At 71.2% G+C, this 17,702-nt stretch carries 19 protein-coding genes; 7 read left to right on the forward strand and 12 right to left on the reverse strand.

Annotated elements, in window-relative coordinates:
• Positions 1 to 111: 111 nt before the first annotated feature.
• A complete protein-coding gene (locus ABZU76_RS34830) occupies positions 112 to 1,221 on the reverse strand; it encodes a mandelate racemase/muconate lactonizing enzyme family protein (protein ID WP_354877270.1) in 1,110 nt (369 codons plus the stop codon).
• A 98-nt stretch (positions 1,222 to 1,319) separates the two neighbouring features.
• On the opposite strand from ABZU76_RS34830, the gene ABZU76_RS34835 reads away from it, so the two are divergent.
• Positions 1,320 to 2,078, forward strand: coding sequence for an IclR family transcriptional regulator (locus ABZU76_RS34835; protein ID WP_354877273.1), 759 nt, complete (start codon positions 1,320 to 1,322; stop codon positions 2,076 to 2,078).
• A gap of 276 nt (positions 2,079 to 2,354) precedes the next feature.
• Here ABZU76_RS34835 and ABZU76_RS34840 read toward each other — a convergent pair whose 3' ends face one another.
• Positions 2,355 to 3,713, reverse strand: coding sequence for a PadR family transcriptional regulator (locus tag ABZU76_RS34840; RefSeq protein ID WP_354877276.1), 1,359 nt, complete (start codon positions 3,711 to 3,713; stop codon positions 2,355 to 2,357).
• 66 nt (positions 3,714 to 3,779) lie between these two features.
• On the opposite strand from ABZU76_RS34840, the gene ABZU76_RS34845 reads away from it, so the two are divergent.
• Positions 3,780 to 3,911, forward strand: a complete 132-nt coding sequence (locus ABZU76_RS34845) for a hypothetical protein (protein ID WP_354877279.1) — start codon at positions 3,780 to 3,782, stop codon at positions 3,909 to 3,911.
• 446 nt (positions 3,912 to 4,357) lie between these two features.
• Here the strand turns inward: ABZU76_RS34845 and ABZU76_RS34850 are convergent, their stop codons facing one another.
• The 3 genes from ABZU76_RS34850 to ABZU76_RS34860 form a co-directional block, all read right to left on the reverse strand.
• Positions 4,358 to 5,647 carry an MFS transporter gene (locus ABZU76_RS34850; protein WP_220238914.1) on the reverse strand — a complete coding sequence of 430 codons (1,290 nt, stop codon included), beginning with the start codon at positions 5,645 to 5,647 and terminating at the stop codon, positions 4,358 to 4,360.
• A gap of 192 nt (positions 5,648 to 5,839) precedes the next feature.
• Positions 5,840 to 6,346 carry a flavodoxin domain-containing protein gene (locus ABZU76_RS34855; RefSeq protein WP_354877282.1) on the reverse strand — a complete coding sequence of 169 codons (507 nt, stop codon included), beginning with the start codon at positions 6,344 to 6,346 and terminating at the stop codon, positions 5,840 to 5,842.
• A 147-nt stretch (positions 6,347 to 6,493) separates the two neighbouring features.
• A complete protein-coding gene (locus tag ABZU76_RS34860) occupies positions 6,494 to 7,639 on the reverse strand; it encodes a nitric oxide synthase oxygenase (RefSeq protein WP_354877285.1) in 1,146 nt (381 codons plus the stop codon).
• A gap of 345 nt (positions 7,640 to 7,984) precedes the next feature.
• Here ABZU76_RS34860 and ABZU76_RS34865 point away from each other — a divergent pair, with 345 nt between their 5' ends.
• Positions 7,985 to 9,025 carry a GTP-binding protein gene (locus tag ABZU76_RS34865; RefSeq protein ID WP_354877288.1) on the forward strand — a complete coding sequence of 347 codons (1,041 nt, stop codon included), beginning with the start codon at positions 7,985 to 7,987 and terminating at the stop codon, positions 9,023 to 9,025.
• Between the two features lie 107 nt (positions 9,026 to 9,132).
• Complete coding sequence (locus tag ABZU76_RS34870; RefSeq protein WP_326834147.1) at positions 9,133 to 9,408, forward strand: hypothetical protein; 276 nt, start codon at positions 9,133 to 9,135, stop codon at positions 9,406 to 9,408.
• Positions 9,409 to 9,509: 101 nt separating this feature from the next.
• Here the strand turns inward: ABZU76_RS34870 and ABZU76_RS34875 are convergent, their stop codons facing one another.
• From ABZU76_RS34875 to ABZU76_RS34885, 3 genes are all read right to left on the reverse strand, one after another.
• Positions 9,510 to 9,896, reverse strand: a complete 387-nt coding sequence (locus ABZU76_RS34875; protein WP_354877291.1) for a GNAT family N-acetyltransferase — start codon at positions 9,894 to 9,896, stop codon at positions 9,510 to 9,512.
• 61 nt (positions 9,897 to 9,957) lie between these two features.
• Entirely contained in the window at positions 9,958 to 10,959 is a 1,002-nt protein-coding gene (gene ligD / locus ABZU76_RS34880) for a non-homologous end-joining DNA ligase (RefSeq protein ID WP_354877294.1), read from the reverse strand.
• On the reverse strand, positions 10,956 to 12,038 hold the full coding sequence (locus ABZU76_RS34885) for an ATP-dependent DNA ligase (protein WP_354877296.1): 1,083 nt from the start codon (positions 12,036 to 12,038) through the stop codon (positions 10,956 to 10,958). The genes ligD and ABZU76_RS34885 overlap by 4 nt, the downstream gene beginning before the upstream one ends.
• A 143-nt stretch (positions 12,039 to 12,181) precedes the next feature.
• On the opposite strand from ABZU76_RS34885, the gene ABZU76_RS34890 reads away from it, so the two are divergent.
• Both ABZU76_RS34890 and ABZU76_RS34895 read left to right on the forward strand, forming a co-directional pair.
• Entirely contained in the window at positions 12,182 to 12,736 is a 555-nt protein-coding gene (locus ABZU76_RS34890) for an RNA polymerase sigma factor (protein ID WP_354877299.1), read from the forward strand.
• Positions 12,729 to 13,613, forward strand: a complete 885-nt coding sequence (locus tag ABZU76_RS34895) for a CU044_5270 family protein (protein ID WP_354877302.1) — start codon at positions 12,729 to 12,731, stop codon at positions 13,611 to 13,613. Before ABZU76_RS34890 ends, ABZU76_RS34895 begins: the two co-directional genes overlap by 8 nt.
• Before the next feature lies 1 nt (position 13,614).
• Here ABZU76_RS34895 and ABZU76_RS34900 read toward each other — a convergent pair whose 3' ends face one another.
• From ABZU76_RS34900 to ABZU76_RS34915, 4 genes are read right to left on the reverse strand one after another with little or no spacing between them, the layout of a single operon-like run.
• Positions 13,615 to 14,409 carry an IclR family transcriptional regulator gene (locus ABZU76_RS34900; RefSeq protein WP_220238905.1) on the reverse strand — a complete coding sequence of 265 codons (795 nt, stop codon included), beginning with the start codon at positions 14,407 to 14,409 and terminating at the stop codon, positions 13,615 to 13,617.
• A 21-nt stretch (positions 14,410 to 14,430) separates the two neighbouring features.
• A complete protein-coding gene (locus tag ABZU76_RS34905; RefSeq protein WP_354877306.1) occupies positions 14,431 to 15,372 on the reverse strand; it encodes a PDR/VanB family oxidoreductase in 942 nt (313 codons plus the stop codon).
• A gap of 20 nt (positions 15,373 to 15,392) precedes the next feature.
• Positions 15,393 to 15,608, reverse strand: coding sequence for a hypothetical protein (locus ABZU76_RS34910; RefSeq protein ID WP_255637755.1), 216 nt, complete (start codon positions 15,606 to 15,608; stop codon positions 15,393 to 15,395).
• A complete protein-coding gene (locus ABZU76_RS34915) occupies positions 15,605 to 16,654 on the reverse strand; it encodes an aromatic ring-hydroxylating dioxygenase subunit alpha (protein ID WP_354877309.1) in 1,050 nt (349 codons plus the stop codon). The genes ABZU76_RS34910 and ABZU76_RS34915 overlap by 4 nt, the downstream gene beginning before the upstream one ends.
• 188 nt (positions 16,655 to 16,842) lie before the next feature.
• On the opposite strand from ABZU76_RS34915, the gene ABZU76_RS34920 reads away from it, so the two are divergent.
• Complete coding sequence (locus tag ABZU76_RS34920; RefSeq protein ID WP_354877312.1) at positions 16,843 to 17,316, forward strand: MarR family winged helix-turn-helix transcriptional regulator; 474 nt, start codon at positions 16,843 to 16,845, stop codon at positions 17,314 to 17,316.
• The last annotated feature ends 386 nt before the right edge of the window (positions 17,317 to 17,702 follow it).

Raw genomic sequence — 17,702 nt, forward strand, 5'->3', positions numbered from 1 at the left:
GTGCCCCTTTCCCGGGAGAGGTGGACAAGTCGACAACTCAGGCGAGGTCGAGCCAGGTGGTCTTGGTCTCGGGAGCCAGGTTTTGCGCCGCGGCAAGCCAGTCTTCGTGGGTCAGATCCGCCATCGGTCCACCGCCTCCTCGTCGAGTTCGACGCCGAGCCCGGGTCGTGGTGGCACGGCGAGCTCGCCGCCCGGGGTGATCGTCAGGGGTTCGGCCAGCATGAAGTCGCGTCGTTCCGGAGTCCAGCCGGGTGGGTCGTACGGGAACTCGAGGTACGGGCCGGCGCCGACGCCCGCCGCGAGCGCCAGGTTTGCGAGCAGGCCGATGCCGTTGGTCCAGCTGTGCGGCGTAAACGCGCGATGTTTGAATTCCGCCACCTCGGCCAGTGTGCGGGCGCGGTGCATTCCCACCGCGAGAACGGCGTCCATCTGGTAGATATCGAGCACGTCCTGTTCGAGATAGGACAACAAGTCCGGCACCGAGTGGTGCATTTCTCCCGCGGCGATGCGCAAGCCGAGGTTTTCCGAACGCAGGGTGCGAAAACCTTCGACATCGGCGTAGGGCAAGGGTTCCTCGACCCAGAACACGTCGAGTTCGGCCAGGCGGCGCACCAGCCGGCGGGTCGCGGCGAGGTCGGCGGCGGGCGCGGTGTCGCCGGCCATGCGCCACGACTGGTTGAGATCCACCATGATGTGAAAATTCGAACCGAGCGCATCACGCACGGCGGCGACGGTCTCGACGCCTTCGTCGGCGCGGTCGCGGTCGATGCGGATCTTGAGCGCGCGGAAGCCTTCTTCACGGGCCTGCTGCGCTGACTCGACGCGTTCGGCCGGCGGCTTGAGCTCCGCCGAGGACGCGTAGACGGGCAGTGACCGCGCGGAGTTCCCGAAGAACGTGGCGACGGGCAGGCCGGCGACCTGGCCGATCACGTCCCAGAGCGCGGCTTCGAGCGGCCAGTAGCTGCCGCCGTGGAAGTTGGCCGTCTCGATGGCTTTGACGTGGCGGACGATGTCGAGCGGGTCGGTGCCGACGAACAGGTGCTCGACGGCCTCGAAGCCCGCCATCGTGTCTCCGGAGCCGATGCCGGTGACGCCTTCGTCAGTGTGGACGCGCACGATCGTGGCGTCGAAATGCCGCCGTGGCTCGGGGTCCCACGCCGCGCGCAGCGGAGGGTCGAGCGGCAGGCGCAGGTGGTCGAGGATGATCGCGGTGATCTTCATCGGTTTCGACGCTACGAGCGCGCCGGGCGGGCCGACAAGCGTGCGCGGGACATCGCAACGTGTGTTGCGCTCAGGCCAACTCGGCTTAGGGTTCGGCCATGACAGTGTCCGGGCACGGCCTGCGCCGCGACCTCGACCTGCTCGAGGCGCTGGCCTCGGCCGAGGCCCAGCGCGCGGGCGGCCTCGGCGTGGTGCGGCTGGCTTCGTTGACCGGGCGCGAGAAGAGTCAGGTTTCGCGCGCGCTCAAGGCGCTGGCGCTGGAAGGCGTGGTCGAGCGCGACCCCGACACCCTCCGCTACCGCATGGGCCGGCGCCTGTTTTCACTGGTCGCGCGCAGCGCGGAGGACCGTCTGGTGCGCGCCGCTGAGCCCGAGATGCACGCGCTGTCGGCGGACCTGGAGGAGACGAGTCACCTGTGCGTGCTGCGCGACCGCGAGGTGCTGACGCTGCTTTCGGTGTCGGGGCACTCGTTCCGCGTCCACGAATGGGAGGGCCGCGGCGTGCCGGCCGACCGCACCTCGGCCGGGCGCGTCCTGCTGTTCGACGCGACGCCTGACGAGCTCTACGTGCGGTTCCCCGGCCATCCCGCGCTGCCCACTCTGTGGACCACGATCCGTCACGCGCGTGACGAGGGGTTTGCCCGGGTGGTGGAGGAGTTCGAACCCGGGCTGTCCGGTGTGTCGGCTCCGGTGCGGGACTTCCGGGGGCGGGTGGTGGCGGCGTTGAACATCTCGGCGCCGGATGCGCGGATCGGTTCGCGGCTGGCGGCGGCGGGGCGCCGGACGATCGCGGCGGCGGATGTGGTGTCAGCGCATCTGGGGTGGGAGCCGGAGCCACCGCCGGGCCGGATGACCTGACGGGCGCCGGAGTTTGACGCCGGGCATCGATCCCGGGTGATTCGGGTCGGGTGCTGCGGCGCGGATGCTTCGGTCCTTCGATGCCGGGCATTTGCTTCGGCGCAACAGAGAACTGCCGCCGCGTCTGAGTGCTCGTGCTCCAAAGCACGGCACGTCGGCGGCGGGTGTCGATGCCGCAGGACGAGCGGCTGGAAACCGAGCCCGGTCCGAGCTTGCCTGGCGCCGACGTGACGGGCGGGCGCCGAGTCCACTGTGGACTCGGCGCCCTTGTGCCGGTCAGTCTTCGGGGTCGTCCTGGTCTTCGGCGAGGAGGGCGTAGAGACGGCGGCGCGCGTCGGCCAGAATTTTGCGCATGTCGGCGGCCTGGGAGTCTGTGCCGGTGTACGCGACCTGGCCCGCGGCGGCCCAGAGGTCTCCGAGTTGCTTGTGCAGGGCGGCGAAGCGGTCGGCGGCCGGGTCGTCTTCGGGAGCGTGGGAGGCCCACAGCGCCGCGAACTCCTCCTCACGGCCGCCGACGTGCTCGCGCCCCGCCTCGGTCAGATGCGCGACGCGGCGGCCGCCCTCCTCCGCCGAGCGGACGAGGCCCTCGTCCTCCAGCTGCTGCAGGATCGGGTAGATCGAGCCGGGACTCGGGCGCCACTCCTCGTTCGAGCGGCGCCGGATTTCCTGCATGAGCTGGTAACCGTGCATCGGGCCTTCGGCGAGCAAGGCGAGTACCGCCGGGCGCACGGGCCGCGCCGGGCCACGGGAGCCGCGGGAGCCCCATTGGCGGCCGTCGCCGAACCACGCGCGCGGACCACCTGGGCCACCGGGGCCACCCGGGAAGCCGCCGAAGCCCGGGCCGCCGGGAAATCCGGGCCCCGGCGGAACCGGCGGCATCGGCGGAGGCGGCGGGAACCCGCCCGGCCCTCGCGCCGCATCGCGCGCGAAGCCGAAGGGATCACCGGGGTCGCCGAAGTGGCCGGGACCGTGGTGGCCGCCGAAATGGCTGTGGCCGTGGTGGCCGCCGAAGTGGTCGGAGGCGCCAGGACCGTGCTGGCCAAAGCCGTGGTGCTCGCCGACCCCGAACCGCTCGAACTCGCCTGAGCCTTCCGGCCTACCGGGGTGCTCGGGGGCGCCAGGACCGTGGTGGCCGAAGCCATGGTGGCCGAAGCCGTTGACGGGGCCGTGGTGACCGCCGAAGTGATCGGCGGCACCGGGCCCGTGGTGGCCGAAGCCGTGGTGCTCGCCGAAGCCGAATCGCTCGAACTCGCCTGAGCCTTCCGGCCAGCCGAAATGCTCGGGAGCGCTGGGGCCGTGGTGCTCGAAGCCGGATCGCGCAGACTCACCCCGGGTGTGCGGGCCGCCGAGGCCCGGGTGGTGCCGGCCGGGCGCGCCGGGGTGGTCGAATCCTGGATGGCCTGGGCCGTGGTGGGTGAAGCCGAAGCCGCCACCCCGGGGCGGTCCGCCGTGGTAGCCGCCGAAGTGGTCGGGGGCGCCAGGGCCGTGGTGTTCGAAGCCCTGGTGCTCGCCGTCGTGGCTGGGGGCGTGGTGGGTGAAGCCGAAGCGGGCGGGGTGGTGGCTGGCGAAGTTGCCGGGGCCGTGTGGGCCGCCGAAGCCATTGAACATGTGGTGGGTGCCTGCTGTCCTGGTCATGAGAAATCCCTTCGTGTGCTATCGCCGACATAGCCACGATATATCGACAGCCTATCGTCGGCAACCTTGCAGGTCAGAGCAGCGAAGGGCGATCTGCGGTCCGCGAGCCGGAAGCGCGCGGAGGTCGATGCCGGCCGGGGCAAGGCGGTCGGTGGAGACCGCGAGGGCGTGATCGCCGTGGGCTCGGCCGCGTGGTGATGCCGGCCGACCGCGCCGTACGGACGCCGGTGCGCCGGTGCGGATCAGCACGACGATCCGCCCCGGCGGGCGCGGGTGCCGGGCCGCACGTGAGGCGCGAGCGGCGCCGAGACGGGACGTGGCTGGACGGGGCTGGAGGGGCCAGCGCAGGGCAGGACGGGCCGGTAGAGCGGGGCGGCGCCGAGACGAGACAGGGCAGGGCGGAGCAGGACAGGCTGGCAGAGCGGGCGACGCCGAGACCGGGCGGGGCAGGACGGGGCTGGGCAGGATGGGCTGACAGGGCGGGCGACGCCGAGACCGGGCGGGGCAGGACGGGGCTGGGCAGGATGGGCTGACAGGGCGGGCCGGCGCTGGGCAGGACAGGGCTGGCAGGGCACGGCGAGGCGGGGCGGCGCCGAGACGGGCGAGACCGGGCAGGGCAGGGCAGGGCCGAGCCCCGACCTGAACTACTGCGCGCTGGTCGCCGGTGCGGTGGTCGCCGCCTCGGTGCCGAAGCGGATGGACTTGGCTTCCTTGCCCACGGCGGTCAGTACGGCGACGCAGACCAGTGCCGGGATGACTGTCCACAAGAGAGCGGCCGAGTAGCCCTGCGACTGCGCGATGGCTTGCTGGATCGGCAGGTTCAGCGCGGCCAGCAGGTTGCCCAGCTGGTAGGTGACGCCGGGGTAGAAGCCGCGGATCGCGTCGGGCGACATTTCGGTGAGGTGGGCCGGGATGACGCCCCAGGCGCCCTGCACCATGATCTGCATGAGGAACGAGCCGAGCGCCAGCATGCCCGCGCCGTGGTCGAAGGCGAAGATCGGGATGATCGGCAGGCCCAGCACGGCGGCGCTGACGATCGTCACGCGCCGCCCGAAGCGTTCCGACAGGGCGCCGAAGGTGAGGCCGCCGATGATCGCGCCGATGTTGTAGATCACGGCGATCCACGTGCTCGTCGAGGTGCTCAGGCCGGCGCCGCCGTGTTCGGTGGACTTGAGGAACGTCGGGTAGACGTCCTGGGTGCCGTGGCTGAGCCAGTTGAACGCCGTCATCAGCACGATCAAATAGGCAAAGCGGCGGATGACCTTCGCGTTGAGCAGCACGTCCTTCACCGACGTGCGCGTGACCCGCATCTTCTCCTGCGCGGCCACCCACACCTCGGATTCCTTGACCCGCGCGCGGATCAGCAGGCTGATGAGCGCCGGGAACACACTCAGCACGAAGATCCAGCGCCAGTCCAGGTCGAGGGCGGTGTGGAACAGCAGGTACGCCAGTGCGGCCACCAGGTAACCGCTCGAGTAGCCGGCCTGCAGCACCCCCGAGAAGAACCCGCGCCGCTGCACCGGAATCTTCTCCATGGCCAGCGCCGCGCCCAGGCCCCACTCGCCGCCCATGCCGATGCCGTAGATGAACCGCAGGATCAGCAACACGGTGAAGTTCGGCGCCACCGCGCAGAGCACACCGGCAACGGAGTACAGCAGCACGTCCACCATCAACGGGATCCGCCGCCCGACGCGGTCCGCCCACAGCCCGAACACCAGCGCCCCCACCGGCCGCATCACCAGCGTCGCCGTGGTGATGAACGCGAGCTGGGTCGCGGTCGCGCCGAAGGACTTGTCCTTGGCGATGTCCGCCAGGATGAACACGACCAGGAAGTAGTCGAACGCGTCCATGGTCCACCCGAGCCAAGCGGCGATGAACGCGTTGCGCTGGTCCGACGTGAGTTTGGGTTTCTTGCCCGCCGTGGCATCCGGCACCGGAGTCCCCCTGCTCGTTGGTGAGTTTCGAGGTGTCGCCGGTGTTGGTCTACACCTGAGTGAGTGACCGGGCAACCGATGTGGTTTGGCGGTTTTGGTGGCATTCAAGGGTTTTGCGCGGATTCCGGCACGGCCGGAGCAGGGCGCGCGAAGGTCATGAAGATGATCGTCACAGGTGAAACTGGCAAATGCTCAGAGAGAAACGTGCGAGCTCACGTGGTGCCCGACATCGCGGGCCCAGGTGCGAATCCGCCCCCAGTCGCGGAAATCGCCGCCGCGGGACCCGCGCGCCATCAGCCGCGGCAGAACCCCCCGGACGAGCGCCGGGTCCAGCCGCCCGCCGAAGGTCGTGGTGCGTTCCGCGTCGATGCTCGCCGCCAGGAGCGCCACGGACGCGGGAAGGCTCACGTGCACCAGGGCGGCGCCCGGGCCGCAGGGGCCACTGTGGAAGAGCCAGACCTGACGCTCACGCAGGGCCGCCACGTTGCGCTGCAGCAGACGGACCGCGGACGGACGCCAGCGCGAGTAGTACAGCGCGCTGCCGACCACCACGGCCGTGTACGGGGTGACGTCGGCGACGTCGGCCGCGTCCCGGGTGTCCACGGTGTGACCGAGGGCGCCCAGTTCTTCCGAGACCACCTCGGCGATCTCGCGGGTGCCGCCGGTCTTGCCTGCGTGGGCGACGAGCACTGCGGTCATGTCCCCATTGTCCGCCCTCGGCGGACCGTCGGCTCCCCCAGTTCGCCACGATCCGCCGAACGGCTGTTCCCATTACTGCGTTGTCCCGTTTCCTGTCCGGCCACAGTCACGGCGGGAACGGTTGCCGGGCAGGGCATCCGTTCCCGCTTACTTCTGGTCGGATGGGTGACCGGCCGGGAGGAACGCCGGACGCGTCGCGGGGTCGGGTTCGTCGTAGTAGCGGTGGAAAACCGGGGTCTGCGCGCCGGAAAGCGGTGGCACGATCCAGCTCCAGTCGGCCGGGCACGAGCGGCCCGCTCGCTCCTCGCGTTCGAGATGCGTGAGGAACCGCTGCGACTCCGAGTGGTGGTCGGCGATGGTGACGCCCGCGTGGTCGAACGAGTGCTGCACGGCCAACGTCAGCTCCACCAAGGCTCGGTCGCGCCACAGCGTGCGGTCGTCGTCCGTGGACAGGCCCATGAGGCCGGCGATGACGGGCAGCAGGTTGTAGCGCGTGACGTCGGCGAGGTTGCGCGCGCCGATCTCCGTGGCCATGTACCAGCCGTTGAACGGCGCCGCGCAGTAGCGCACGCCGCCGATCTCCAGCGGCATGTTGCTGATGGCGGGCACGGCGTGCCAGCGCAGGCCGAGGCCGGCGAACCAGCGGTGGTCCGGGTGCGTCAGCGGCACCTCCAGCACGGCGTCGGCGGGCAGGCCGAACAGCTGCCGCGAACCTGGTTCCGCTTCGACGAGCAGCGGCAGCACATCGAACGAACCGCGCCGCTCGGGTGCGTGCCAGCCCAGCTCGCGCACGGTGTCGGTGAACTCGACGTACTGCGGATCGCCCAGCACGGAGCCGTCTTCGAGGCGGTAGCCGGCGTAGCGGATGAGCTGGTCGTTGTGGATGCGCGGGCCCGGCGCGGTGGGGCTGTCCGGTGCGAACACCGTCAGCGTGGGCCGGATCCGGCCGCCGCGGGTCGCTTCGTGCAGGTGCGTGACGCATTCGGCGGCGACCCCCGCGGCGTCGCGCACATCGCGGCGGTCGCGCACGCGCAGGCCGCGCCAGTAGAGCCGGCCGATGCAGCGCGCGGAGTTGCGCCACGCCACGCGCGCGCCGTGGGCCAGCTCGGCGTAGGTGTGCCGGTAGGAACCGGTTTCGGCGATCTCCTCCTTGATCTGCGCCAGCCGCTCGTCGACCCGCAGACCGGGCACGGCGGCTTCCGCGTGGCAGAGCCGGATGAATTCCTCGGCCTCGCCGTATTCGACGGTTGTCATCCTCTCGGGCGGTAACGATGCGTCGAAATTCACTCGCATGGACGCAAACGTCACTGGGCTACTCCACTCTTCGAAAACACAACCCGCGACACGCAGGGAAGACCCACTGTTCCTCCGTCATTCGGTGCTGATCCGAGTCGACGGCGAAAAACCCCGTAGCCCCAGGGGTTTCGCCAAGCCGGGAAGCGTACCCGACGCGGCGTTGAAGACAACCGCCGAATGCGTCGGCGGCACCGCGATAATTCGATAGACGCAGGTGAGCGGGGCGGAAATAAATGCGTCACATCAACCTTGCGCAATGTGTCCGGAAATTGATCACGACCTGGAAGCGGTTCCGTGATCACTTGGCGGTAAGGTCGTCGCGACGGCGGGAGGGGTGTGATCGTGGCCAGGCAGCGGATCCCGGTGGTCCTCGTCGCGGGGTTCCTCGGCTCGGGCAAGACCACGATGCTCAACCACCTGCTCGCCAACCGCCAGGGCGCGCGTGTCGGCGTGGTGGTCAACGACTTCGGCAGCGTGAACATCGACGCGCTCGCGGTGTCCGGCCAGGTCGACACCATGGTCTCGCTCGGCAACGGCTGTCTCTGCTGCGCCGTCGACGCGAGCGGGCTCGACGCCATGCTCGGGCGGCTGTCGAGCGCCGAAGCCGGCATCGACGTGATCGTGGTCGAGGCCAGCGGCATCGCCGAGCCGCGCGACCTGCTGCGGCTGATGATCGCCAGCGAGAACCCCGACATCCGCTACGGCGGCCTCTCCGAGGTCGTGGACGCCGCGGAGTTCGAGAGCACCCGCGAGCGCCACCCCGAGCTGGCCGACCACCTGCGCATCGCCGACCTGGTCGTGGTCAACAAGGCCGACCGCGTCACGTCCGACGAGCTCGCCAAGCTGACCGCGACCATCGAGGAGTTCGCGCCGGGGGTGCCGGTGCTGGTGACCGACCACGGCCGGGTGGACCCGCAGCTGTTCTTCGACCCGAAGCCCCGCGAGCGATACGGCCAGCTGTCCTTCGACGACCTGCGCGAAGACGACCACGACCACTCGCAGCACCTCCACACGGCCTACGAGAGCGTCACCTTCACCTCCGACCGCCCGCTGTCGCCGCGGCGGCTGCTCGCGTTCCTGGAACAGCGCCCGCCCGGCCTCTACCGCGTGAAGGGCCACGTGAACCTGGGGCCGCGCGCACGGTTCGGGCTGCACACCGTGGGCGCGTTCATCCAGCTCGACCGCTCCGCCTGGCCCGCCGGACGTCCGCGCCGCACCGAACTCGTGCTCATCGGCGCCGGCCTCGACGCCGACGACGTCACGCGGCGCCTCACCGAGTGCGTGGCCGAGGGCGACAAGATCGACGAACGAGGCCTGCTGCGGATCTTGCGTTACCTCGACGAACCGGCGGCTGACCAGGGCGAACCGTCCCTCGAGGACTGACGGCGCCACGCCGAACACCGCGAAACGCACGAATTCCGCCGCACCGCGACGAAAGATGGCTGTGACGAAGGAATGAAGCTGAACCGGCCTCCCAGGAGGACTGTTCCATGGCGACCATCCCCACAGTCCACACCGCGACGCGCTGGTACCTCGTCGGCGCCCTGCCCGACGACGCGCCCGTCGCCCACCTCATGACCCGCGCCGGCGACCTGCGCTACCGCCGCTCCGTCTGCGGCGACCGCGAATCGCGCACCTGGACGCCGATCGACCTCACGGCCCCCGGCACCGGCGACGTCACGCCGTGCCCGGACTGCGCGGCGACCCTCTCGGGCGCACCGCCGGGCGGCGGCGATCAGCTGGCCTTCGACCTGCCGTTCGAGTGAGCGGCGAGGTCTTCGGCGTACTGTGCCGATCGTTACCAATCCGACCACAGCCACGGCCGAATGGCTTCTTGACAACGGTTACGTTGCCGCGTGGGGTCGGCCTACTTTTGGCCGGATTGGTAACAGACGCTCTCCGGGTCGTTCTCGTGCGGCGGGAACGCGGCGACGCGCCGGTAGCCCCCGCGCTCGTACAGCCGCATCGCCGCGGGTTGCCGCAGGCCCGTCTCGAGCCGCATTCCGGCGGCGCCGGACCGGAGGGCCACGTCCTCGGCGGCGGCCACGAGGGCGGCGGCGAGCCCGCTCCCGCGAGCCGGCGGAGCGACGTACATGCGGTTGAGCAGGCACCACCCTTCGACCTCGGGCTGAACGGCGCAGCAGCCCAGCGCGACGCCGTCGCCGGTGCCCAGCAGGTAGTGGGTGCCGGGAGGCAGCGGGGACGGGCGGGCGTCCGGCGGCAGCTCGTAAACGGCGACGAGTTCGGCCGTCATGGCGGCGACGAGGGTGTGCAAACCGGATCGGTGGCCTCGCACGGCTCGATGTCCACGCGCCTCAGGTCTTCTTCGCGCGGCTCGGCGCCACGCGCGGTGGCTCGCCCGGCATCTTCGGGTACACCGGCGGCCAGGGGGCGTCCATGAGGCCCGACGCGAGATCCGAGCGCGACAGCTCCAGCAGCGGCTCGATCGACTGCGGCCGGTCGTTCGCACCGGCCCACGGGTCGCCGTGCTGGGCCACGAGGGCGGGTACGGAGGACAGGGTCAGCGTGTCCGGAGTGACGGTGGCGAGGTCGGCCCAAGAGATCGGCGTCGACACCTGGCCGCCGACCCGCGGGCGGACGCACCACGCGCCGAAGACCGTCTTGTGCGGGGCGTTCTGGTTGAAGTCGACGAAGACGCGCGCGCCGCGTTCTTCCTTCCACCACTGGGCCGTGATGAGGTCCGGGTGGCGGCGTTCGAGGGCCCGCGCGAGGGCGACGGCGGCTGCGCGCACCTGGTAGCCGTCCCAGCGGGGTTCGAGGATGGCGTAGAGGTGCAGGCCGCGCGAGCCGGAGGTCTTCACGTGGACCTCGATGCCCAGCTCGGTCAGGAACTCGCGCACGAGCACCGCCGCGTCCCGCAGCTGCGGGAAGCCGATGCCGGGTGACGGGTCGAGGTCGATGCGCAGCTCGTCGGCGATGTCGAGGGACGCGGCGCGGTTGGGCCACACGTGGAAACCGAGGCAGCCCTGGTTCACGGCCCACAGCACGTGGGCGAGGTCGGCGGCCACGAGGGCGTCGCTGGTGGTGCCGTTGGGCGTGGAGACGACGGTGGTGGTGAGCCACTCGGGCGCGGTTTTGGGCACGCGCTTCTGGAACCAGCTCTTGCCACCGGCGCCGTCCGGGTAGCGCTCCAGCAGCAGGGGCCGGCCGCCGAGGCGATCGAGCAGCGGACCGGCCACGGCCTGGTAGTAGCGCACGAGGTCGAGCTTCGTCTCGCCGCGCTCGGGGAAGTACACCTTGTCCGGGCTGGAGATCGTCAGCTCGACGCCGTCGAGCTCCAGGACCACCCCGCTCATCTCGCCTCCCCGAACAACGTCGCCAGCTCGGCCGGCGGCGCTTCCTCCAGCTGCGCGTACGTGCACGAAGCCGGATCACGGTCGGGGCGGAAGCGCACGAGCCGCCCGCCGTGGCGGAACCGGCCGCCCTGCAGGTGCTCGTAGCGCACCTCCGCGACCCACTCGGGCCGCACGGCCTCCCATGACAGGTCCTTCTGCGGCGCCCAGCGGCTGTTCGCGCCGGGCCGGCGGCCGGGCTCGGGCTCGTACTCGGCCCAGGTGCGCCACGGGTGGCCTTCCAGCGCGTTCTCCCGCAGGGGCGCAAGCTCGTCGACCAGCTCACGGCGCCTTTTGGCCGTGAAGCTGCTGGCCACGCCGACGTGGTGCAGCGCGCCGGCGTCGTCGAACAAGCCGAGCAGCAGCGAGCCGACGCCCTGGCCGTCCTTGTGCCAGCGGAACCCGGCGACGACGCAGTCGGCCGTGCGCTCGTGCTTGACCTTCCACATCACGCGTTTGTCCTGCTCGTACGGCTGATCGGCGGGCTTGGCCATGACGCCGTCGAAGCCCGCGCCCTCGAAGCGGGTGAACCAGTCCTCGGCCGTGTCCGGATCTGTGGTCAGCGGGGTCAGGTGGACGCGCTGCAGGCCGCCGCTCGGGTTGTCGCCGAGCAGGTCTTCCAGGATCCGCCGGCGCGTGCTGAACGGCTCAACCGTGAGGTCGCGGTCGCCCAGTGCCAGCAGGTCGAACGCCACGAAGCTCGCCGGCGTCTCCTCGGCCAGCTTCCGCACGCGGCTCGCGGCCGGGTGCAGCCGCAGCTGCAGCGACTCGAAGTCCAGGCCGCGCGGCGTGACCAGCACGATCTCGCCGTCGACCACGCACTTCTCCGGCAGCGCGTCGCCCAGCAGCTCGACCAGCTCGGGGAAGTAGCGCGTGAGCGGGCGGTCGTTGCGCGAGCCCAGCTCCACCTCGGCGCCGTCGCGGAACACGACGCAGCGGAACCCGTCCCACTTGGGCTCGAACCAGAGCCCCTCGGTCCTGGGGACCTCGTGCACGGCCTTGGCGAGCATCGGCCGCACCGGCGGCATCACGGGAAGCTCCACGCGCCGATCGTAGGCCGCGTCGCGGCTGACCAGCACCGGTTTGACTTTCCTCGCCCGTTCGGGAAGAAGTTTCCCCGCTGCGGCGAAGACATGGTGAAAGCTGTCCCCGACTGGGAGGAAACCCGCGTGAGCGAGGCAGAGACATGACCGCATCGGTGGGTGACGCCGAACTGGCCGCGCGGTTCCGGCTGGAGCCCGAGGCGTTCACCGAGGTGCACGACCGCTACTACCCCGCCGTCCACCGCTACGTCGCGGCGCGGCTCGACTCCCGCGACGCCGAGGACGTCACGGCGGAGACGTTCCTGATCGCGTTCGACCGGCGGCAGAAGTTCGACGACACGCGCGGCGAGCTGCGGCCGTGGTTGTTCGGGATCGCCACGAACCTGGTGGCGGGGCACCACCGCAAGGAAGCGCGCCACTACCGGGCCCTGACGCGGCTGGGGGTCGCGCCAGAGCTCGGTGAGGGCCACGAAAGCCGTGTGGTCACAGCGATCGCCGCGCGTGGCACGCTCGCGGCCGCGCTGGCGAAGCTCCCGCGAGGCGAACGCGACGTGCTGCTGCTCGTGGCGCTTGCTCAACTTGATTACGCCGAGGTGGCGCTGGCCCTCGGCATCTCCTCCGGCACGGTCGGCTCCCGGCTGCACCGCGCCCGTCAGAAGCTCGCTCTGATCCTGGCCCCGGAGGCTCGCGATGAATGACCTGCAGAAGCTCGAAATGCTGCTCGCCCCCGACGACCCGACGCCCGCCGCCGTGGCGCAGAGCCGCCGCCGGTTGCAGGAGCGGACCGCCGGCAAGCCCGCCCGCGGCCTCACCGCGAGGCCGGTCCGGGGGCTGCGCGCGGCGTGGCTGGCCGGAGGGACCGGCGCCATCGCGGCCGCGGCCGTCGCTGTCGCGGTGTTCAGCGCGGCCCCGGCCCCGCCCGTTGTCCAGTCCGGGCCGCAGGTGCTGCTCGCCGCCGCGACCGTCGCCGAGCGCTCGCCCGACTCGACGGGCACCTACTGGCACGTGACGATCACCGAGACCGGCCTGGGCGCGGCCGTCACGGACTACTGGGTCAAGCCCGACGGGCACTGGTGGTTCCGCGGCGTGAAGACCGGCGGGAAGGCGATGCCGATGCCCGGCTCGCAGCCGTTCTCGCTCGTGGGCGTGCACCTGACCTACGCCCAGCTGCGCGCTCTGCCCACCGACCCGGCGGCGCTCAAGGCGTGGATCGCCGAGGCCGAGACGCACAGCGCCGCGCGGACGAGCGGCGGCCCGTTCACGGCCGCCGAGCAGGACCGGGCGACGTTCGAGTCGCTGGTCTCGCTGGTGTCCACGCTGCCGGCGCCGCCGGCGGTGCGGGCCGCGGCGTTCCGGGCGATCTCCGAGTACCCGGGCGTCGGCACGCTCGGCGCCGTGCCGGGCGGGCAGGGCCTGACGATCCCGCCGGACGGCCTGCGCCTCGTCGTCGACCCCGCCACGGGTCGCGTCAACGCCACTTCCGTCTACGTCACCGCCGACGGCGCGCAGTACCTCATCGTGCCGCCCGGCACCGCCCGCGTCGACGCGGGCTGGACGGACATTCCGCCGCAGTAGGTCACGGACGGGTGCGGCCGGCGGGGAACACTCGCGCCGGCCCGCCCGCCAGTGCCCGGCAGATGCCGCGCGCGGCCGCCATCACCACGGGCGCCAACGCTCCCGGCTGCGTGCTGCCGGCACGCACCACAAGGGACACTGCCGCCGCGACCGTGCCATCGGCGGTGAAGACCGGGGCGCCGACGGAGAGGGCGTCGACGGTCACCTGGCCGTCGCTGACGGAGTAGCCGAGCTTGCGGACCTCGGCGAGCGTGCGGCGCAGCCGAATCGGGTCGCAGACCGTCTTCGGCGTGTAGCTGTGCAGGGGCGCTCCGAGCACTTCTTCCTGCACGGCCGCGGGCGCGTGGGCGAGCAGGACGAGGCCGACGCCCGTGGCGTGCAAGGCGAACCGGCCGCCGACGCGGGTCCAGACCGGCACGGCGTCGCGCCCGGCGATGCGTTCGACGAACACGACCTCCAGGCCCTCGCGCACGGCGAGCTGCACGTTCTCGTGCGTGACCTCGTACAGGTCCTCCAGGAACGGCATCGCCGCGTCGCGCAGGCCGAGCCCGCGCGGAGCGAGCGACGCGACCTCCCACAGCCGCAGCCCGATGCGGTAGCGCCCGGCCGCGTCGCGTTCCAGCGCGCCCCACTCGACGAGCTCGGCCGCGCGCCGGTGCGCGGTCGCGAGGGAGACGCCGGAACGCCGGGCCAGCTCGCTGAGGCTGAGGTCCGCGGCGTCCGGGGTGAAAGCCTCGAGCAGCGCCAGCACCTTGCTGGTCACGGAGGTGCCCGTCGCCGGGGCTTGCCGGGTCATCGCCTCACGCTACCCGCGGATTCACAGATCCAGAACGAGTCGCGCGCCGGCGCAGCGCGACACGCAGATCATCATCACGTCACCCGCCTCGCGCTCCGGGCCGGTGAGCACGGAGTCGCGGTGGTCCGGTACCCCCGCGAGCACGCCGGTCTCACACGTACCGCACGTACCTTCCTGGCAGGAGGACAACACGGGCACGCCGGACTCTTCGAGCACCGACAGGATCGAGCGGTCCGCCGGTACCGCCAACGTCCGGCCCGACTGGGCGAGCTCGACCTCGAAGGCGTCGCGCGGACCGGTGTCGGGGAGCGCCGTGAACCGCTCGATGTGCAGCAAATCGGGCGCACACCGCTGCTCGACGGCCGCCAGCAACGGTTCCGGGCCGCAGCAGTAGACGGCCGCGCCCGGTGCCGCGGCCAGCGCCGCGTCGAGGTCGAGCAGTCCGCGCTCGTCCTGCGGCACGAGCTCCACGCGTTCGCCGTAGCGTTCGCCCAGTTCCGCGGCAAAGGCCATCGACGCCCGCGTGCGGCCGCCGTAGAGCAGACGCCACTCGGCACCCGCCGCCTCGGCCGCGGCCAGCATCGGCACGAGCGGCGTGATGCCGATGCCACCCGCCACGAACAAGTAGCGCGGCGAAGGCACCAACCCGAAGTGGTTGCGCGGGCCGCGCACGCGCAGCCGCTCGCCACCGGTCAGTCCGTGGACGTGCGCCGAGCCCCCGCGTCCGGACGGCTCGTGCAGCACGGCCACCTGCAGCACCGACCGGTCGGCCGGATCACCGCACAGCGAGTACTGCCGCACGAGATCTGGGCCCAGCACGAGGTCCACGTGCGCACCGGGCTCCCACGCCGGCATCGCCGCGCCGGCCGGGTCGCGCAGGGTCAGCCGGACGACGCCGTCGGCCAGCCGTTCCGGGGCCGCCAGCACCACGTCGAGCTCCAGCTCCGTGGCCAGGACGCTCATCGTCTCCTCCTCCAAACCGCTCAGACAGCGACGGCCACGCGCTCAGGCGGGACCACCGGCACCGACGGACCGCCGTGCCCGACGGGGTGGGCCAGCAGCCAGTCCCACAGCTCGACCGGGTCCTCCGACTCGTGCTCGGCCCCGCAGTGACAAACGCCGACGAGCACGTCCGTGCCGAGCTTCCAGTGGATGCGCACCACGTTCTCGCCCCGCAGCATCGCCACGCGCTCGCTCACGACGACACGACCTGCGCGCTCTCGCCGGCCGCCATCTTCTTGAGGATGCGGCGCGCCGCCAGCCCGCCCGTGTCGATGTTGACCGAAAGCTCCTGGTACCCCTCGGGTTCCGCCTCGATGACGCGTTCGAGGATGTCGAGCGCCCGCACGTCCTGCAGCACGACTGTGCGGTTGTTCTCCGCGAGGAAATCGGACACATCGGTGTCGTCGAGCGCGAAATCCCTTGCCACGGCCCAGAAGTCGTGCGTGCTGTGCTCGGTCTCCGGGGTGATCGCGTAGACGACCTCGACGTGGAAGCCGTCGGGGTCGGTGCCGTCCTCGTTCGGCAGCACACCGACGGGCGCGATGCGGCTGTGCAGCAGGTACAGGCACGGCGGGTGGTACTCGATGTCCTGCCAGCGCGTGATCCGGCCTTCGATGCCCGTGGACTTCGCGTAGAACGACGGGCACTCGGCGTCGGCCATGTGGCGGCTGACGTAGATGATGCCGCGGTCCTCGTCGACCTCCGTGGTGATCGGCGTGTTCGCGACCTCCGGCGTGCCGATGTAGCCGCCGTGCAGGTAAGTCTCGTGCGAGAGGTCGAGCAGGTTGTCCACCAGCAGCTCGTAGCGCGCGGCGAGTGGTTCCATGCCGCTCACGCTGGTGTAGGCCGGGTCCGCGAGCCACGGGGCTCGCGGAATGGTGGACTCGTCGGCCAGCTCGCGCTCGCCGATCCAGACCCACACGAACGAGTCCTGCTCCACCACCGGGTAGGACGAAACCCTTGCGGTGCGCGGAATCCGGGCCTGGCCGGGAACGAACACGCACGAGCCGGCGCTGTCGTAGGTGAAGCCGTGGTAGCCGCAGACGATCTTGTCGCCGTCGAGCCGGCTCTCCGAGAGCGGGTAGCGACGGTGCACGCAGCGGTCGGCCAGAGCGACGACGTCGCCGGATTCGGTGCGGTAGAAGACGATCGGCTCGCCGAGCACGGTCCGGGAAAACAGCTCCCGGCCCACTTCGCGGCCGTATGCGGCGACATACCACTGGTTTCGGGCAAACGCTGCCATCGACGCCTCAGAGCTCCTTCGGTCGGGGTCGGCTTCCGAAGCTCTCACCGCGGTGCGCGGGGGACCATCCGGGTTTTCACTCACTGAAAGACTCTCATCGTCACGAAATCACCCCTTCCCACAGCGCGGGGGCGGACGTACAGTCGGCGGCATCGTTATTTCGGGTACCGGAACGTACGGGGACCAAAATGACCACCAACGACACTGAGACCTTCGACGAGCTGGGCCCGGAGGCGGGCCTCGGCGAGGTCTTGCTGGCACTGGGCGGGCGCTTGACCCGGCTCCAGACGGAGCTGCTCGCCGAGCTCGAACTGCCGCTCACCATCCGGCAGTACCGGATCCTGTCGCGGGTCGGGAGCGGCCACACGTCGCTCACGGCGCTGTGCAAGCTCGCGCACCGCAACCCGTCGACGATGTCCGAAAGCGTCGACAAGATGGTGAACCAGGGCTTACTCTCGCGCCGCCCCTCGGCCACGAGCCGGCGCACGATGCAACTCGAGCTCACCACCAAGGGCGTCAACGCGCGGGACACCGCCCGGCGCACCCTCGACAAGTTCGCGGCCGAGCTGACCGCGGGCCTCACCCCCGAGATGCGCGACCAGCTGCTGCCCGCGCTCTCGCAGCTCTACTTCGGCGTCCAGGGCAACCTGGACGACCGGTGACGGAAGAAGACCCAAGGGGGGTCAGCACCACCGCACGACACCGGGTCGGAACCGTTTGACGCTGGGCCATTCGGCCCTGCGCCACGAGGTTTCGAACCGGACGGCTTCGAGCCACCGGCCGACGTCCCTCGGCCTCCGGACCGCCGGGCTTCCGAGCCGGGCGCCTTCGGAGTACCGCCGCGGGCGGAGGTGTCGAAGCCATCGGATGGCAACCGATCAGCCCGATACGACCGGAACGCAGACCGACGGCTCACCAGCCCGCCGGCCTGCTCAACCGGATCGCTGAACCGCGATGGGTTGCCGGCCAACGGGCTCCGCGCCGCGCGACCACCGCGTCGAGCGGCGCGAAGCCACCGGGTAGCACAGCCGCCGCCTACGAGCTGCTG

The sequence above is a fragment of the Amycolatopsis sp. NPDC005232 genome, from assembly GCF_040607795.1.
Classification (GTDB): Bacteria; Actinomycetota; Actinomycetes; order Mycobacteriales; family Pseudonocardiaceae; genus Amycolatopsis.

What these genes read in the sequence shown, in the direction of transcription:
- ABZU76_RS34830 (WP_354877270.1), bottom strand. Translation starts at nt 1,221, where the DNA reads ATGAAGATCACCGCGATCATCCTCGACCACCTGCGCCTGCCGCTCGAC.
- ABZU76_RS34835 (WP_354877273.1), top strand. Translation starts at nt 1,320, where the DNA reads ATGACAGTGTCCGGGCACGGCCTGCGCCGCGACCTCGACCTGCTCGAG.
- ABZU76_RS34840 (WP_354877276.1), bottom strand. Translation starts at nt 3,713, where the DNA reads ATGACCAGGACAGCAGGCACCCACCACATGTTCAATGGCTTCGGCGGC.
- ABZU76_RS34855 (WP_354877282.1), bottom strand. Translation starts at nt 6,346, where the DNA reads ATGACCGCAGTGCTCGTCGCCCACGCAGGCAAGACCGGCGGCACCCGC.
- ABZU76_RS34860 (WP_354877285.1), bottom strand. Translation starts at nt 7,639, where the DNA reads ATGCGAGTGAATTTCGACGCATCGTTACCGCCCGAGAGGATGACAACC.
- ABZU76_RS34870 (WP_326834147.1), top strand. Translation starts at nt 9,133, where the DNA reads ATGGCGACCATCCCCACAGTCCACACCGCGACGCGCTGGTACCTCGTC.
- ABZU76_RS34875 (WP_354877291.1), bottom strand. Translation starts at nt 9,896, where the DNA reads ATGACGGCCGAACTCGTCGCCGTTTACGAGCTGCCGCCGGACGCCCGC.
- ligD (WP_354877294.1), bottom strand. Translation starts at nt 10,959, where the DNA reads ATGAGCGGGGTGGTCCTGGAGCTCGACGGCGTCGAGCTGACGATCTCC.
- ABZU76_RS34890 (WP_354877299.1), top strand. Translation starts at nt 12,182, where the DNA reads ATGACCGCATCGGTGGGTGACGCCGAACTGGCCGCGCGGTTCCGGCTG.
- ABZU76_RS34895 (WP_354877302.1), top strand. Translation starts at nt 12,729, where the DNA reads ATGAATGACCTGCAGAAGCTCGAAATGCTGCTCGCCCCCGACGACCCG.
- ABZU76_RS34900 (WP_220238905.1), bottom strand. Translation starts at nt 14,409, where the DNA reads ATGACCCGGCAAGCCCCGGCGACGGGCACCTCCGTGACCAGCAAGGTG.
- ABZU76_RS34905 (WP_354877306.1), bottom strand. Translation starts at nt 15,372, where the DNA reads ATGAGCGTCCTGGCCACGGAGCTGGAGCTCGACGTGGTGCTGGCGGCC.
- ABZU76_RS34915 (WP_354877309.1), bottom strand. Translation starts at nt 16,654, where the DNA reads ATGGCAGCGTTTGCCCGAAACCAGTGGTATGTCGCCGCATACGGCCGC.
- ABZU76_RS34920 (WP_354877312.1), top strand. Translation starts at nt 16,843, where the DNA reads ATGACCACCAACGACACTGAGACCTTCGACGAGCTGGGCCCGGAGGCG.